This window comes from Cryptosporangium phraense, from assembly GCF_006912135.1.
Lineage (GTDB): Bacteria > Actinomycetota > Actinomycetes > Mycobacteriales > Cryptosporangiaceae > Cryptosporangium > Cryptosporangium phraense.
Map to the genome: position 1 here is coordinate 14,087 of NZ_VIRS01000038.1, position 16,160 is coordinate 30,246.

The window sequence follows — 16,160 nt, forward strand, 5'->3', positions numbered from 1 at the left end:
GAACGGTATCGCTCCGGGGCCGCTGATGCGTGACGGCACGCCGCAGGTCTCGACCCGACGTAGAGACCATCGCAGCATCGATGTCCAATTTGTCGGTTTCGTTGAGCGGAAGCGGTCTGGCACGATCACCAGTGATGTCAACGCTTCCCTTCGTTGCGCACGTCCTCGACTGGTACGACGAGAACGCCCGGGATCTCCCCTGGCGCACCGCGGACGCCAGCCCCTGGGGCGTCCTCGTCAGCGAGATCATGCTGCAGCAGACGCCCGTGTCGCGCGTCCTCCCGGCCTGGCAGGCATGGATGTCGCGCTGGCCCACGCCAACCGCGATGGCCGCCGACGAGCCCGGCGAGGCCGTCCGGATGTGGGGGCGGCTCGGCTACCCGCGACGAGCGCTGCGCCTGCACGAGTGCGCGGTAGCGATCACCACCCGGCACGACGGCGAACTACCGACCGACCTGGACGCGCTGCTGGCACTGCCCGGCGTCGGGGCGTACACGGCCCGGGCCATCGCCTCGTTCGCGTACGGGCAGCGGCACGCGGTCGTCGACACCAACGTCCGAAGGGTGCTGAGCAGGGTCGTCACCGGGGTCGCCGACACCGCGCCCGGGTCGGCCGCGCGCGACCTCGCCCTGGCCGAGCCGCTGGTGCCGGACGACCCCGCGGTGGCGGCCAAGTACGCGGTGGCGGTGATGGAGCTGGGCGCGCTGGTGTGCACGGCCCGGGCTCCCCGCTGCGCCGACTGCCCGGTCGTCGACGACTGCGCCTGGTTCCGGGCCGGCAAGCCGGCCTACGACGGGCCGGCCAAGCGTCCGCAGGGGTACGCGGGCACCGACCGCCAGGTGCGCGGACGCCTGCTCGCCGTGCTCCGGGACGCCACCGGCCCCGTACCCCAGGGAGCGCTAGACGTGGTGTGGAACGAGCCGGTCCAACGTGCCCGCGCCCTGGACGGCCTGGTCGCCGACGGCCTGGTCGACCCGCTCCCCGACGGCACCTACGCCCTGCCCGGAGCGGCCCGCGCCAATTGACGACTTTCCGGGGTTCTGGGCCGCCCCAGAACCCCGGAAAGTCGTCAAATGCCGGAGGGGCGGACCGCCTACGGCGGCCCGCCCCTCCGAAAAAGCAGCCTTACTCGGCGGCCGTCTCGCCCGAGGCGATCTCGGCGGTCACCGCGTCGGGCAGCGGAGCCGGCTTGTCGGCCCCACGGAACGTGAACTCGCCCTTGGTGCGGTCGGTCTCGTCCGTCCCCGTCACGTCGACGACCACGATCTGACCGGCCGACAGCTCGCCGAAGAGGATCTTCTCCGACAGCGTGTCCTCGATCTCGCGCTGGATCGTCCGGCGCAGCGGCCGAGCACCCAGCACCGGGTCGTAGCCCTTGGCGGCGAGAAGCTTCTTCGCGCCGTCGGTGAGCTCGAGCCCCATGTCCTTGTTCTTCAGAGCCGTGTCCACGCGGTTCAGCATGAGGTCGACGATCTCGACGATCTCGTCCTCGGTGAGCTGGTGGAAGACGATCGTGTCGTCGATACGGTTGAGGAACTCGGGCCGGAAGTGCTGCTTCAGCTCGTCCTGGACCTTGAGCTTCATCCGCTCGTAGTTGCTGGACGTGTCGTTGCCCGACTGGAAGCCGAGCGACACGGCCTTGGCGATGTCGCGGGTTCCCAGGTTCGAGGTCAGGATCAGCACCGTGTTCTTGAAGTCCACGATGCGGCCCTGGCCGTCGGTCAGGCGACCGTCTTCCAGGATCTGCAGGAGCGTGTTGAACACGTCCGGGTGAGCCTTCTCGACCTCGTCGAAGAGGACCACGGAGAACGGCTTGCGGCGGACCTTCTCGGTCAGCTGGCCACCCTCGTCGTAACCGACGTAGCCGGGAGGCGCACCGACGAGCCGGGACACCGTGTACCGGTCGTGGAACTCCGACATGTCGAGCTGGATCAGCGCGTCCTCGTCGCCGAACAGGAACTCGGCCAGCGCCTTCGAGAGCTCGGTCTTACCCACACCGGACGGGCCGGCGAAGATGAACGAACCACCGGGACGCTTCGGGTCCTTCAGGCCGGCCCGGGTACGCCGGATGGCCTGCGAGACCGCCTTGATCGCCTGCTCCTGGCCGACGACCCGCTTGTGCAGCTCGTCCTCCATGCGCAGGAGACGGCTGGTCTCCTCCTCGGTGAGCTTGAAGACGGGGATGCCGGTCCAGTTCGCCAGCACCTCGGCGATCTGCTCGTCGTCGACCTCGCTCACGACGTCGAGGTCACCGGCCTTCCACTCCTTCTCGCGCTGCGCCTTCTGGCCCAGCAGCTGCTTCTCCTTGTCGCGGAGCGACGCGGCCTTCTCGAAGTCCTGCGCGTCGATCGCGCTCTCCTTCTCGCGCCGGACGCCCGCGATGCGCTCGTCGAACTCCCGCAGGTCTGGCGGAGCGGTCATCCGCCGAATCCGCATCCGCGCGCCGGCCTCGTCGATCAGGTCGATCGCCTTGTCGGGCAGGAAGCGGTCGGAGATGTACCGGTCGGCCAGCGTCGCCGCGGCGACCAGGGCACCGTCGGTGATCGAGATGCGGTGGTGCGCCTCGTAGCGGTCACGCAGACCCTTGAGGATCTCGATCGTGTGCGCCAGCGACGGCTCGCCGACCTGGATCGGCTGGAACCGGCGCTCGAGAGCGGCGTCCTTCTCGACGTACTTGCGGTACTCGTCGAGCGTCGTGGCGCCGATCGTCTGCAGCTCGCCCCGGGCCAGCATCGGCTTCAGGATCGAGGCGGCGTCGATCGCGCCCTCGGCGGCACCCGCACCCACCAGGGTGTGGATCTCGTCGATGAACAGGATGATGTCGCCGCGGGTGCGGATCTCCTTGAGCACCTTCTTCAGGCGCTCCTCGAAGTCACCGCGGTAGCGCGAACCGGCAACCAACGCGCCCAGGTCGAGCGTGTAGAGCTGCTTGTCCTTCAGCGTCTCGGGCACCTCGCCCTTGACGATGGCCTGCGCCAGCCCCTCGACGACCGCCGTCTTGCCGACGCCGGGCTCGCCGATCAGCACCGGGTTGTTCTTGGTGCGGCGGGACAGCACCTGCATGACCCGCTCGATTTCCTTCTCCCGACCGATGACCGGGTCGAGCTTCTGCTCGCGCGCGGCCTGGGTCAGGTTGCGACCGAACTGGTCGAGGACGAGCGAGGTGGACGGCGTGCCTTCGGCCGGGGCACCGGAGCCGGCCGGCTCCTTGCCCTGGTAGCCCGACAGCAACTGGATCACCTGCTGACGAACCCGGTTGAGGTCCGCCCCCAGCTTCACCAGGACCTGAGCGGCTACGCCCTCGCCCTCGCGAATCAGGCCGAGCAGGATGTGCTCGGTACCGATGTAGTTGTGGCCCAGCTGCAGCGCCTCGCGGAGCGACAGCTCGAGCACCTTCTTGGCCCGCGGGGTGAACGGGATGTGCCCGCTCGGCGCCTGCTGGCCCTGCCCGATGATCTCCTCGACCTGCTGGCGGACACCCTCCAGCGAGATCCCCAGGGACTCGAGCGCCTTGGCCGCGACGCCCTCACCCTCGTGGATGAGGCCGAGCAGGATGTGCTCGGTGCCGATGTAGTTGTGGTTGAGCATCCGGGCTTCTTCTTGAGCCAGGACGACAACACGCCTCGCGCGGTCGGTAAACCTCTCGAACATCCCTCGTTAGCTCCTCACGTGCCAGTGGGCACCGTGTGGTCGCGAACACCTGATGGCGCCCGTCCCACCACTGTAGTCGGGTGATGACCTCCGGCCACCCGCCGTGGGGACCGGATCGGAGCCCCCTCGACTACTGCCTTCTATAACGGTGAGGTGGAAGGAGCACTTCCGACCAGCTGTCCGCTGAGAGCGAACGCCTGCCCCCGCTACCCGTACCTGCAGATTACGGACGTGACGCCCAGGGCGTTCAGCGGGGTGGGGGCCGCTCGGGAGGAGGGAAGGAAGCGGCCCCGGAGATCGACCGAACTGATTAGCTCGCGTGGAACTTCTTCACGATGTCGCTCGGGATACGGCCGCGGTCGGAAACCTTGAATCCGCGCTTCTTGGCCCATTCCCGGATGGCCTGGTTCTGCTCGCGATCAGCGGTCGCGGTGGAACCGGTGGAGCGGGTGCGGGTAGCAGCGGCGGCCACCTTCACCGCGGTGGCCCGACCGGCCTTACGGGCTGCCCCGACGTAAGGCGCAACCGCGTCCCGCAGTGTTGCCGCGTTCTTCGAAGACAGATCGATTTCGTAAGACACGCCGTCCAACGAGAACGTCACCGTCTCTTCTGCTTCCCCTCCGTCGATGTCATCGACGAGAAGCACCTGCACCTTCTGCGCCACGAATTCCTCCCGGATCACCAGAAAACCTGGGTACGGCTAAATACAATCATGGCACCGACCGAATTGCCAATACCCCGTATCCCCGAAACGCTCGGTAACCGGGCGATGTCCTTATACCGGCCGGACGAACGGGAAGAGAATCGTCTCCCGGATGCCCCTACCAGTGAACACCTGGAGCAAACGGTCCACCCCCATGCCCATTCCGCCGGAGGGCGGCATGCCGTATTCCAGCGCCCGGAGGAAGTCTTCGTCGAGCTGCATGGCCTCGTCGTCGCCCTTGGACGCGAGCACCGACTGGGCGACCAGTCGCTCACGCTGAATGACCGGATCGACCAACTCGGAGTAGGCGGTACCCCGCTCGACGCCCTCGATGTAGAGGTCCCACTTCTCCGCGACGCCGGGAAGCGAACGGTGCGGACGGGTGAGCGGGCTGGTGTCGAGCGGGTAGTCGCGCACGAAGATCGGGCCCACCAACCGCTCTTCACAGAGCGCTTCGAAGAGCTCCTCGACCAGCTTGCCGTGTACCCAAATAGGATTCACGGCCACACCGTGCTTCTCCGCGTACGCCCGCAACGTCTCGATCGGCGTCTCCGGCGTGACCTCTTCACCGACCGCCTCGGAGACCAGAGCGAACAGCGACGCGGTCTCCCATTCGCCGCTCAGGTCGAGCTCGGTCCCGTCGAAGCGCTCGACGACCGGGGAGCCGAACACCGCGGTCGCGGCCTCCTGGTACAGCTCCCTGGTCAGCCGGGCCATCGTGTCGTAGTCGCCGTAGGCTTCATACACCTCGAGCATGGTGAATTCCGGCGAGTGCGTGGAATCCGCCCCTTCGTTACGGAAGTTTCTATTGAGTTCGTAAACCTTCTCAATGCCACCGACCACGCAACGCTTCAAGAAGAGTTCGGGTGCGATCCGTAGGTACACATCGAGATCGAACGCGTTGAAATGCGTGATGAAGGGCCGCGCCGCGGCGCCGCCGTGCACGTTCTGCAACATCGGCGTCTCGACCTCGAGGAACTGCCGACGGTTCAGGGAATCCCGCAAAGCACGCACTGCTTCGGTACGCACTTCCACCATCCGGCGGGCCTCCGGCCGGACGATCAGATCGGCATACCGCTGCCGAATCCGCGTTTCTTCGCCCATCGGCCGATGGGCGACCGGAAGGGGCCGGAGCGCCTTTGCGGTGAGCACCCAGCGATCGGCCAGCACGCTCAACTCGCCTCGGCGGGAGGTGATCACTTCACCCTCGACGCCCACGTGGTCGCCGAGGTCGACCAGCGACTTCCAGCTCTCCAGCGATTCCTCGCCGACCTGGGCGAGGCTGAGCATCGCCTGCAGTTCGGTTCCGTCGCCCTCACGAAGGGTCGCGAAGCAGAGCTTGCCGGTGTTCCGCACGAAAATGACCCGGCCGGTGACGCTGACCCGCTCGCCGGTGTGCTCGTCCGGGCCGAGTTCGGGGTACCGATCGCGGATCGCGGCCAGCGTCGTCGTCCGCGGGAACCCGACCGGATAGGGCTCGAGGCCCTCGGCGAGCATCCGGGCCCGCTTCTCCAACCGCACCCGGACCTGCTCGGGCAGGTCGCCATCAACGTCTTCGGGTGCCTGCTGGTCGGCGGAGTTCTCGGTCACGGCTAGAGCCTATCGACCCCCGACCATCACTTTTGACCGGCGGCGCCCCGAAGTCGACGGCGCAGCGCCGCGCTCGCCACCGGACCGAGGTCGTCGGCGACCTCGAGCAGGACTCCGAGCTGGTCCAGGGCGTCCAGCGACCGGGCGCTGCCGTCCGGGTCGACGGCCTCGAACAGCTCCAGACCGACGAACGCGGCCGAGACCGCGGAGGCCAGCCCCTCGACGTCGACGACCGACTCGATCGGCGAGCCGGCGACGACCCGGCGCAGCACGCTCTCGATCTCGGCGACCCAGAGTGCGATCGCCTCGCTGGTCGCGGCGGCCAGGCGGTCGTCGCCCTGGGCGCCGGCCAGCATCTGCGCGAGCAGCCGGACGTTGCCCCGCTCGCGCTGGTCGACGTGCAGCTCGCGGCCGAGCGTCAGCAGTTCGCGCAGCGTCCGGACCGACGCGAAGCGGTCGCGGTAGCGGGCGACGTCCTCGGCGGTGGAGACCCGGCAGGCCTCGCTGAGCAGGTCGGCGACGCTGCCGAAGTGGTAGAAGACCAGGGCCTGGTTGACCCCGGCGGTGGCGGCGACGGTCCGGGCCGACGTCCCGGCGATGCCGTTGCGGCGAACCGTCTCGATCGCGCCGTCGATCAGCCGCCGCCTGGTGTCTTCCGCCATCCTCAGCGCGCCACGACCCGCTCGAACGCCAGACGGAGCCCGATCAGCGTGAGGTTGGGCTCGTGCTTGGTGATCTCCCGGGACTCGCCGATGACCAGCGGCGCCAGCCCCCCGGTGGCGACCACCGCGGTCACCCCGCCGAGCTCGTCGACCATCCGCCGGGCGATTCCGTCGACCTGCCCGGCGAACCCGAAGATGATCCCGGACTGCAGCGCCTCGACCGTGTTCTTCCCGATCACCGACCGCGGCCGTACCAGCTCGACCTTGCGCAGCTGCGCGGCCCTCGCCGCCAGCGCGTCGACCGAGATGTCGATGCCCGGCGCCAGCGCGCCGCCGAGGAACTCGCCGTCCTTGCCGACGACGTCGAAGTTCGTCGACGTGCCGAAGTCGACGACGACCGCTGGGCCGCCGTACAGGTGATGCGTGGCCAGCGTGTTCATGATCCGGTCGGACCCGACCTCCTTCGGGTTGTCCATGATGATCGACACCCCGGTGCGGACGCCCGGCTCGATGATCATCGTCGGGATGTCCCCGTAGTACTTGTCGAGCATCGTGCGCAGCTCGCGCAGCGTCGACGGCACGGTCGAGCAGGCCGAGACGCCGGTGATCTGCACGGCTTCGCTCTCCAGCAGCCCCCGGAACTGGAGCGCGAGCTCGTCCGCGGTCATCCGGCTGTCGGTGCGGATCCGCCAGGAATGCACGAGCTTCTCGTCCGCGAACGTCGCGAGCACGATGTTCGTGTTACCGACGTCGATGGTCAGCAGCACCGTTACGCCTTCCGAGGTCGCAGGTCGAGGGCGATGTCGAGGATCGGGGACGAATGCGTCAACGCCCCCACGGAGAGGTAGTCGACGCCGGTTTCGGCGAATTCGCGGGCCCGCTCGAGCGTCAGGCCACCGGTGGCCTCGAGCTCGGCCTTGCCGCCGACGGCGGCCACGACCTCGCGCAGGAGCGGCGGCTCCATGTTGTCCAGCAGCAGGAAGGTGGCGCCCGCCGTCACTGCCTCGACCGCCTCGGCCACCGTCGTGACTTCCACTTGCACGGGGACGTCCGGGAACGTGGCCCGGACCGCCTCGTAAGCAGCTGTGATCGAACCGGCCGCGAGCTTGTGGTTGTCCTTGATCATCGCGACGTCGTAGAGGCCCATCCGCTTGTTGGTGCCCCCGCCGGCCCGGACCGCGTACTTCTCCAACGGACGCAGGCCCGGCGTCGTCTTGCGGGTGTCGAGCACCTGGGCGCCGGTGCCGTCGATCGCGTCGGCCCAACGCCGGGTGTGGGTCGCGATTCCGGAGGCCCGCGAGATGAGGTTCAGCGCGGTGCGCTCGGCGGTGAGCAGGGCCCGGGTCGGCCCGGTGATCGTCGCCAGCACGTCCCCGCGCTCCACGCCGTCACCGTCGGCGACCAGCGCCTCGAAGTCGGGCGCTCCGGCGGCCTCGAACACGGCCTGGGCCACCGACAGCCCGGCCACCACACCGGACGCCCGCGCCACCAGGTCCACGACGTCGACCTGGTCGGCCGGGATCGTCGCCACGCTCGTCACGTCGACGCCGTCCGGGCCGCCGAGGTCCTCGGCCAGCGCCCGGGCCACCAGGTCGGCCACCCAGGCCGGGTCGATACTCATGACATCGCCTCGTACGTCTCGGTCAGGGCGCCGGTCGGCGCGATCGCGGCCAGCAGGTGTCCGCGCCAGGCGTCGGACGCGTCCGGGAAGTCCTCGCGCCAGTGGCAGCCCCGCGTCTCCTCGCGGGTCAGCGCGGCTGCGACCAGCGCGGTCGCGACCGTGTGGAGGTTCGTGACCTCCCAGTTCGCCGGGCGCGGGTCGACCGAGTGCTTCCCGCCGAGCTGCGCCAGCGTCTCCGCCGTCGAGGTCAGCGACTCCGCCGAGCGGAGGACTCCGGCCCCGCGGACCATCGCGTGCTGCAGGTCCTCCCGCACCGTCGACGAGACCACGTAGTGGTCGAGGCCGCTGCCCTCGATGTCGACCGGTTCCGCCTGCGGCGGCAGGTCCCGCGCGAGGTCCCGGCCGATCCGTCCGGCGAACACCAACCCTTCCAACAACGAGTTGGACGCGAGGCGGTTGGCGCCGTGCACGCCGGTGCACGCGACCTCACCGCACGCGTACAGCCCGGGCACGCTGGTCCGTCCGTTCAGATCGGTTCGGACGCCACCCGAGGCGTAGTGCGCGGCCGGCGCGACCGGGACGAGCTCGGTGACCGGGTCGATCCCGGCCTGCCGAGCCCGGGCCAGGATCGACGGGAACCGATGCTCGAGGAAGTCTCTGCCCAGGTGGCGGGCGTCCAGCCAGACGTGCTCCTGTTTCGACGCCAGCATCTCGCGGGTGATGTTCTTGGCGACGATGTCCCGCGGGGCGAGCTCGGCCAGCTCGTGCCGCCCCACCATGAACCGCTCGCCGGCGCTGTTGCGCAGGTAGGCGCCCTCGCCGCGCATCGCCTCGCTGACCAGCGGCTGCTGGCCGGCCGGAGCGTTCGCGCCGAGGTAGAGCGCGGTCGGGTGGAACTGGACGAACTCGAGGTCGGTGACGGTGGCGCCGGCCCGCAGCGCGAGCGCGACCCCGTCGCCGGTGGAGACGGCCGGGTTCGTCGTCGACGCGAAGACCTGGCCGAGTCCGCCGGTGGCGAGCACGACCGCCCGGGCCAGCACCGCACCGACGCCGTCCTCCGAGCCCTCGCCGAGGACGTGCAGGCTGACGCCGGCGGCCCGGCCGTCGGCGCCGGTGAGCAGGTCGAGCACGAGCGCGTGCTCGATCAGCCGGATGCCCGGGTCGCGGTGGATGGCCGCGTGCAGCGCGCGTTGCACCTCGGCCCCGGTGGCGTCGCCGCCGGCATGGACGATGCGGTTCGCGTGGTGGCCGCCCTCGCGGGTGAGCATCAGCGAGCCGTCGGGGTTGCGGTCGAACTCGGCGCCGATCGCGATCAGCTCGTGCAGCCGGCCCGGCCCCTCCTCGGTGAGGACGTCGACGGCTGCCGGGTCGCACAGCCCGACGCCGGCGACCAGCGTGTCCTTCGCGTGCTCGGCCGGGGTGTCGAGCGGATCGAGCACGGCGGCGATGCCGCCCTGCGCCCAGCGCGTCGACCCGTCGTCGATGTTGACCTTGGTGACGACGACGACCGAGAGCCCGGCCTCGCGCGCGTGCAGCGCGGCGCAGAGTCCGGCGACGCCGGACCCGATCACGCAGACGTCCGCGGTGACGGTCCAACCGGGCGACGCGGCGAGCAACCGCCGGGGCAGGGTCACAGGGTGACCGGGCCGTTGTCGATGAGCCGGGTCGTGCCGACTTTCGCGGCGAGCAGCAGGCGGGCCGGACCGCTCGCGGGCGCGGGCCCGAGGTCGGGCGCGGTCACGACGCCGTAGTCCAGCTCGAGCCCGTCGGCCTGCTCGAGCACGCTGCGCGCCGCCTCCTCCACCGCGGCCGCCCCGCCGGGAGCGGCGGCGCCGGCCCGCAGCGCGGCCGCGAGGGCCAGCGCGGTCGTGCGCTCGGAGTCGGAGAGGTAGCGGTTGCGGCTGGACAGCGCGAGGCCGTCGGGCTCGCGCACGGTCGGCACGCCGACGACCTCGATGTCCAGGTCGAGATCACGCACCATCTGCCGGACGAGTGCGACCTGCTGGTAGTCCTTCTCCCCGAAGAACACCACGTCGGGCCGGGTCAGGTTGATCAGCTTCAGGACGACCGTGAGCACGCCGTGGAAGAACCCCGGGCGGCTCGCGCCCTCGAGGATCTCGCCGAGCGGCCCCGGGTTGACGCGGGTGTTCGGCTGCCCGTCCGGATACATGACGGCGGGCGTCGGAGCGAACACGACGTCGACCTCTTCGCGGGCACAGATCTCCAGGTCGCCCTCGAGCGTCCGCGGGTAGCGGTCGAAGTCCTCGTTCGGGCCGAACTGGAGCGGGTTGACGAACACGGTCGCGATCACGGTCGCCGCCCGGGCCCGGGCCTGACGCAGCAGAGCGGCATGCCCGTCGTGCAGCGCGCCCATCGTCATGACGACCGCGACCGGCCTGTCGGCCCGGTCCCGGACCCTCGCCAGCGCCTCACGGTCGGTGACGACGGTCGGCGTGCGCAGCGCGGTCATTTCGGACTCCTTCACACTGAGTCGACTCCCAGTACGTCCAGCAGGCCCTCGGCCGAGGCGGCGTCCAGGCGGCCGGCGGCGATGGCCCGGTCGGCCGTGCGGCGGGCCATCGCCAGGTAGCCGGCGACCGCGCTGGGCTGGCGGCCCCGGAGCGCGTCGAGGTGGCCCGCGACGGTGCCGGCGTCCCCGCGGGAGACCGGGCCGGTCAGGGCCGCGTCGCCGGACCGGAGCGCGTTGTCGAGCGCGGCCCCGGCCAGCGGCGCCAGCGCGAGCCCCGGCCGCTCGACCCCGGCCGCCCGGAGCAGGTCGGCGGCGTCGTTGATGAGCGTCACCAGGTGGTTCGCGGCCACGACGAGGGCCGCGTGGTACAGCGGGCGCTGCTCGTCGGCGATCCAGAGCGGCTCGCCGCCCATCTCCAGGACCAGCGCCTCGCCCACCGGGCGCAGTTCGTCGGGCGTGGTGACGCCCCAGGCGACGCCGGCCAGGCGGCTCTCGTCCTCGTCTCGGCCGGTGAACGTCATGATCGGGTGCAGAGCCAGTGGCAGCGCGCCGGCTCGGGTGGCCGGGTCCAGAGCCTCGAGGCCGTGGGCGCCGGAGATGTGCAGCACCAGCTGACCCGGACGGAAGGCGCCGACCTCGGCGAGCCCGGTGACCAGCGGTTCCAGGGCGTCGTCGGGGACGGCCAGCAGCGCGAGGTCGGCGGCGGCGACGACGGAGTCCGGCGGGACGATCGGGGTGCCGGGGAGGCGGCGGGCGGCTCGGTCGAGCGAGTCGCTGCTCACCGCGGAGGCCGCGACGGTGCGGTGGCCCGCTCGGGCCAGCGCGGCGGCCAGCACCGACCCGGCCCGGCCGGCGCCGACGAGACCGACTGCGAGCCGTCCCGGCCGGTCAGCCGGGTTGCCGTGCGTGTGATCCATGATCCAGTCCTCGAATCGGGTACCGGTCGGCCCAAGTATGCGTGGGTCGCTCGCGCTCAGGTAGCTCATGTCAGCGGTGTCACAACCCCATTACAACGTTCGAATTACACCTCTTGCCGTAATTGTCGTATTCATCTATTAATGGGATGAAGGCGACTAAGAGGAGACTGCATGGCTCGCGCGCGGACGATGCCCCGCCACACGGCCGCACCGGCCGAGACCGAACACCACTCGCTGTTCGAGGATCGGTCGGTGCTGGACGCCCTCTGGAGCGCGGTGGTAGCGGCCCCCACGAGTGTGATGCCCCCGACGCCCCCGAGCGCGGAAGACGCCCCCGAGGACGAGGGCCCCGCCCAGCCAGAGGCCGCTGCAACCCCAGCCCACGCGCAGCCCGCCGACCCGGCGCCCGAGACCGCGGCGTCGCCCGCGCACTCCGCGCCCGCGCCCGCGGCCACCCCCACGCATTCGGCGCCGGCGCCGGCGGCGGGGGTTCCGGCGGCGGAGGCATTCGAGCCGGTCCTCGGTCGGCCGGTCTTCCCGGCCGGCATGCCGGGCGGAGCCCCGCCCAACCGCCCGACCCCGGCCCCGGCCACGGCCCCGGCCACGGCCCCGGCCCCGGCCACGGCCACGGCCCCGGCCCCGGCCCCGGCGGCACCCACGCCCACCGGCCCCGCCGCCTCGACGCCCCCGCCCGGCTCCGCCGAGCACAACGCGCACACCGAACACCCCGCACACACCGAACACCCGCCCCGCGTCACCGGGCCGTTCGACCTGAGCTACGCCGCCCCGCCCGTCACCAACCGCACGATCTGGGCGGGCCCGCGCCACGCCGCCCCGCACGACTGGAACTCGCTCTCCGCGCTGCTCACGATCGAGACCCCGGCCGCCGTCACCGACGCCGGCCTGCTCGTCCTGCGCCTGGTCGTGGGGCTCACCATGGCCGCCCACGGCGCCCAGAAAGCCTTCGGCGCGTTCGGCGGCGACGGCTTCACCGCGACCGCGGACGGCTTCTCCGCGCTGGGCTACCAGCCCGGCGCCCTGTTCGCGCTGGCCGCGATCGTCGGCGAGCTCTTCGGCGGCCTGTTCCTCGCCGCCGGGCTGCTCACCCCGCTGGCGGCGGGCGGCATCATCGGGGTCACGATCAACGCGATGGTCGCGGTGAACCTCGGCAACGGCTTCTTCGCGACGCACGACGGCATCGAGCTACCGCTCATCCTCAGCGGAGCCGCGCTCGGCCTGCTGCTCGCCGGCCCGGGCCGCTACTCGGCCGACGCCCGGATCCCGTTCTTCAACGGCGCCGCCGTACAGACCGCCGCCGCCGGCATCGCCCTGGTGGCCCTGCTAGCCAGTCTGGGCGCTCACCTCGCCTGAGGGAGCGACCGCACCGTGGCGCCTTGATGGCTCTGTTCAGGCCCGAACAGAGCCGTCAAGGCGCCATCCTGTCCCGGGGGCCACACCGGAGGCGGGGGACATGGCGCGCTACGACGCATTCGTCTTGCAGTGGTACGGCGCAACCGGAAGTTGCGATCAGCGCTCGATGGACAACCAGGTGGTCGCGGCCGGTACTGGGCTCACCGTGCAGGTCCGGCAGACCGCGGCGGCCCAGATGCTCCGGCCGGACACCGTTCATGTCTTCGAGCGGTACGAACGACGCGTGCAGCAGGCGCTGCTCTGGATGCAGCGTAAGTCCCCGCACCTGCACATCGCCGCGCTCGGGCTGGAGAGGTCCGAGCAACCAGGCACGCTGCACAGCGAGATCTGGCCGCTGAAGCCGCCGAGCAAGATCCGCGGCCGGTTACGCGTCTTCTGCTCGCTCGACCCGGCCGGTCAGTACGCGGGGCCGGAAGTCACCTCGCTCAGCCACGCCACCGTGCGGACCGCGGAAGTCACGCAGAAGCCGACCTTCCGCGGCGCGGTGGACATCGCCGGCGTCGGCCCGGAGATCGAGGTGTCGCCGAGGCGCTCGTACCAGGCCACGTTCACGGCCACGGTCGCGCTCGATCCCCGCGTCCGGGCGGAGGCCCTGGTCGCCGGGACGCCGGAATTCAACCGCTACCTCGACGTCTACCTGGCCGAGATCGCAGCCGACCAGAACCTCGACCCGGCAACGCTCCGAGCGGCCTTCCGGGCCGCGAACCCCGACATCGAGCAGGGCTTGAACGATCCGCCGATCCTGGTGACCGTCGAGCCCGACGTCTTCGACGTCGATACGCCGAACGAGCCCCGGACGATCAAGTACTCGGTGCACGCCCGTCACACGTTCACCCGCACCGCGTTCGTCCTCCAGCTCACCGACCTCGACACCGGAGTCCGCAGCACGTCGGACTTCATCCTCGTCCGCGGCGGGCGCGGAGGCGGTTTCGGGAGCGGCGGCGGCCGAGGGGGCGGTGGCGCCAACGCGCAAGGCTGATCCCACTCGCCGGGGGCTAACTCTCCTCGTCCGGCGACGCGAGCGGCAGCGACACCGTCGCCACCAAGCCGTGCGGGGACTCCTCCCCGAGCGTGATCGTGCCGTCGTGGCGGCGGACTATCTCGCGGGCGATGGCCAGGCCCAGGCCCGATCCGCCGCTGTCGCGGTCCCGGGCGTCGTCGCGGCGGGTGAAGCGCGCGAACACCCGCTCGCGGTCGGCGGCCGGAATGCCGGGACCGTCGTCGACGACCTCCAGCGTCGCCCGGCCGCCGTCCGAGCCGAGCCGCACCTCGACCCCGCTGTCGGCATACCGCACCGCGTTCTCCACCAGGTTCGTGACGACCCTGGTCAGCCCGTCCTCGTCCCCCTCGACGACGGCCGAGGCCGCACCCGGCCGGTCGACCCGCACCACCGGAACGCGGGCCCCGGCCGACCGGGCGACGGCCGCGTCCGCGACGACGGCCAGTTCGACGGGCTCCGGCGGCCGGTGCCGGACCGGGCCGTCGTCCATCCGGGCGAGCAGCAGCAGGTCGTCGACGAGCCTGGTCAACCGGGAAACGTCGGCCAGCAACTCGGCCGGTTCGGCCGGGGTCGACGTCACCTCGGCCACCTCGATCTGCGTCCGCAGGCTGGCCAGCGGGCTGCGCAGCTCGTGGGCGGCGTCGGCGACGAACGCCCTCTGCCGGGCCCGGGCCGCGTCCAGCCGGGCCAGCATCGAATTCAGCGTCACGGTCAGCCGGAAGATCTCGTCGTGCGCCCGAGGCAACGGAAGGCGCTCGGCACCTCCCCCATCCCTCACGCTCCCCCGGCCGACGGCGATCGCCTCGGCGCCCGTCCGCAGCTCCTCGACCGCGTGCAGGGCCGCCCCGACCATCCGCCAGGCCATGATCACCAGCAGGACCAGCAGGATCGCGTACCCGGTCAGCAGCACGACCCGCACCACCCGGACCGACTCGTGCACCTCGCTGGCCGGCACCGCGACCAGCACCGTCTTCGGATCCGACGCGGTGCCCGCCGACACCGCCACCACCCGGACGACGCCCTCGACGCCGAACCGGTACCCCGGCTCGTAGCGTTCCTCGTCGCGCAGGACCAGCGCCACCTCGCTGGCCGGCAGCATCGGCACCAGCCGGTCGGCCCCGGCCGACGCGGCCAGCACCCGCCCGTTCCGGTCGATCACCTGCACGACCGTGGTGCCGCCGGCCGGGATCGGGTCGGGCAGCCGGTCGGCGTCCACCAGCGCGGCGACGTCCTGACCGGTCTGCCGCGCGGCCCCGTCCAGCGCCCGCTCGAGCGACGCCCGCAGCACCACCACGAGCACGACCAGCGAGAGCGCCAGCGCGACGACCAGCGCGGCCGCGGCCAGCGCCACCAGCCGCGTCCGCAACCGTGCCCGGTGCCACGATCGCACCGGCCAGGACACCAGCCTCATCCGCCGTCGGGCTCCAGCCGGTACCCGGCGCCCCGCACGGTCGTGACCGCCCGACGCCCGAACGGCTGGTCGATCTTGCGCCGCAGGTACCCGACGTACACCTCGACGACGTTGGCCTCACCGGTGTCGTAGAGGTCCCAGACGTGCTCCAGCAACTCGACCTTGCTGACGACCTCACCGGCGTGCCGCATCAGGTACTCCAGCAGCGCGAACTCCCGAGCCGTCAACGTGACTTCGACCTCACCCCGGGTGACCCGCTTGGACGCCGGGTCGAGCACCAGGTCGCCCGCGGTCAGCACCGTCGGCCGCTCCGGCGCGCCCCGACGCAGCAGCGCCCGCAGCTTCGCCACCAGCACGACGTACGAGAACGGCTTGGTCAGGTAGTCGTCGGCGCCGGCGTCCAGACCGTCGGCCTGGTCGTACTCACCGTCCTTGGCCGAGAGCATCAGCACCGGGACCCAGTTCTTGTCGGCGCGCAGCGCCTGCACCACCCGGTAGCCGGAGAGCTTGGGCAGCATCACGTCGAGGATGACCGCGTCGTACTCGTTCTGGCGCGTCCGCTCGAGGCCGTCGACCCCGTCGTGGGCCACGTCGACGACGAACCCCTCGGTCTGCAGGCCGCGCTTGAGCGCCCCCGCCAGCCGCACTTCGTCCTCGACAACCAGTACCCGCACGTGCGTCCCTTCGTTGTGCAGCCGGGCCAG

At 71.2% G+C, this 16,160-nt stretch carries 14 protein-coding genes; 3 read left to right on the top strand and 11 right to left on the bottom strand.

What is annotated here, in order from left to right; translation table 11 throughout:
• Positions 1-134: 134 nt before the first annotated feature.
• On the top strand, positions 135-1,025 hold the full coding sequence (locus FL583_RS33975) for an HhH-GPD family protein (RefSeq protein ID WP_142708988.1): 891 nt from the start codon (positions 135-137) through the stop codon (positions 1,023-1,025).
• 100 nt (positions 1,026-1,125) lie between these two features.
• Here the strand turns inward: FL583_RS33975 and FL583_RS33980 are convergent, their stop codons facing one another.
• The 9 genes from FL583_RS33980 to FL583_RS34020 all read right to left on the bottom strand — a co-directional run bounded on the left by FL583_RS33980 (position 1,126) and on the right by FL583_RS34020 (position 11,614).
• Positions 1,126-3,651 (bottom strand): ATP-dependent Clp protease ATP-binding subunit, encoded by a 2,526-nt coding sequence (locus FL583_RS33980; protein WP_142708989.1) that lies wholly within the window; start codon positions 3,649-3,651, stop codon positions 1,126-1,128.
• A gap of 310 nt (positions 3,652-3,961) precedes the next feature.
• The gene (locus tag FL583_RS33985) at positions 3,962-4,315 is read right to left on the bottom strand and encodes a histone-like nucleoid-structuring protein Lsr2 (protein ID WP_142709035.1); all 354 of its coding nucleotides are present in this window, start codon (positions 4,313-4,315) and stop codon (positions 3,962-3,964) included.
• 111 nt (positions 4,316-4,426) lie between these two features.
• Positions 4,427-5,944: a lysine--tRNA ligase gene (gene lysS / locus FL583_RS33990; RefSeq protein WP_142708990.1), complete on the bottom strand. Its 1,518-nt coding sequence runs from the start codon at positions 5,942-5,944 to the stop codon at positions 4,427-4,429.
• Positions 5,945-5,970: 26 nt separating this feature from the next.
• Positions 5,971-6,606 carry a TetR/AcrR family transcriptional regulator gene (locus tag FL583_RS33995; RefSeq protein WP_142708991.1) on the bottom strand — a complete coding sequence of 212 codons (636 nt, stop codon included), beginning with the start codon at positions 6,604-6,606 and terminating at the stop codon, positions 5,971-5,973.
• Positions 6,607-6,608: 2 nt separating this feature from the next.
• Positions 6,609-7,373 carry a type III pantothenate kinase gene (locus tag FL583_RS34000; protein WP_142708992.1) on the bottom strand — a complete coding sequence of 255 codons (765 nt, stop codon included), beginning with the start codon at positions 7,371-7,373 and terminating at the stop codon, positions 6,609-6,611.
• Positions 7,374-7,375: 2 nt separating this feature from the next.
• Positions 7,376-8,227 (bottom strand): carboxylating nicotinate-nucleotide diphosphorylase, encoded by an 852-nt coding sequence (nadC, locus tag FL583_RS34005; RefSeq protein ID WP_142708993.1) that lies wholly within the window; start codon positions 8,225-8,227, stop codon positions 7,376-7,378.
• Entirely contained in the window at positions 8,224-9,861 is a 1,638-nt protein-coding gene (locus tag FL583_RS34010) for an L-aspartate oxidase (RefSeq protein ID WP_142708994.1), read from the bottom strand. Before FL583_RS34010 ends, nadC begins: the two co-directional genes overlap by 4 nt.
• Positions 9,858-10,697 (bottom strand): pantoate--beta-alanine ligase, encoded by an 840-nt coding sequence (gene panC, locus FL583_RS34015; RefSeq protein WP_142708995.1) that lies wholly within the window; start codon positions 10,695-10,697, stop codon positions 9,858-9,860. The genes FL583_RS34010 and panC overlap by 4 nt, the downstream gene beginning before the upstream one ends.
• Positions 10,698-10,708: 11 nt before the next feature.
• The gene (locus FL583_RS34020; RefSeq protein ID WP_142708996.1) at positions 10,709-11,614 is read right to left on the bottom strand and encodes a Rossmann-like and DUF2520 domain-containing protein; all 906 of its coding nucleotides are present in this window, start codon (positions 11,612-11,614) and stop codon (positions 10,709-10,711) included.
• A 171-nt stretch (positions 11,615-11,785) separates the two neighbouring features.
• On the opposite strand from FL583_RS34020, the gene FL583_RS41260 reads away from it, so the two are divergent.
• Positions 11,786-12,985 (top strand): DoxX family membrane protein, encoded by a 1,200-nt coding sequence (locus tag FL583_RS41260; protein ID WP_205752710.1) that lies wholly within the window; start codon positions 11,786-11,788, stop codon positions 12,983-12,985.
• Between the two features lie 166 nt (positions 12,986-13,151).
• A complete protein-coding gene (locus FL583_RS34035) occupies positions 13,152-14,024 on the top strand; it encodes a hypothetical protein (protein WP_142708997.1) in 873 nt (290 codons plus the stop codon).
• A gap of 16 nt (positions 14,025-14,040) precedes the next feature.
• Here FL583_RS34035 and FL583_RS34040 read toward each other — a convergent pair whose 3' ends face one another.
• Together FL583_RS34040 and FL583_RS34045 are read right to left on the bottom strand one after the other, a co-directional pair.
• Entirely contained in the window at positions 14,041-15,456 is a 1,416-nt protein-coding gene (locus tag FL583_RS34040) for a sensor histidine kinase (RefSeq protein WP_142708998.1), read from the bottom strand.
• Complete coding sequence (locus FL583_RS34045; protein WP_142708999.1) at positions 15,453-16,130, bottom strand: response regulator transcription factor; 678 nt, start codon at positions 16,128-16,130, stop codon at positions 15,453-15,455. The genes FL583_RS34040 and FL583_RS34045 overlap by 4 nt, the downstream gene beginning before the upstream one ends.
• Positions 16,131-16,160: the final 30 nt, after the last annotated feature.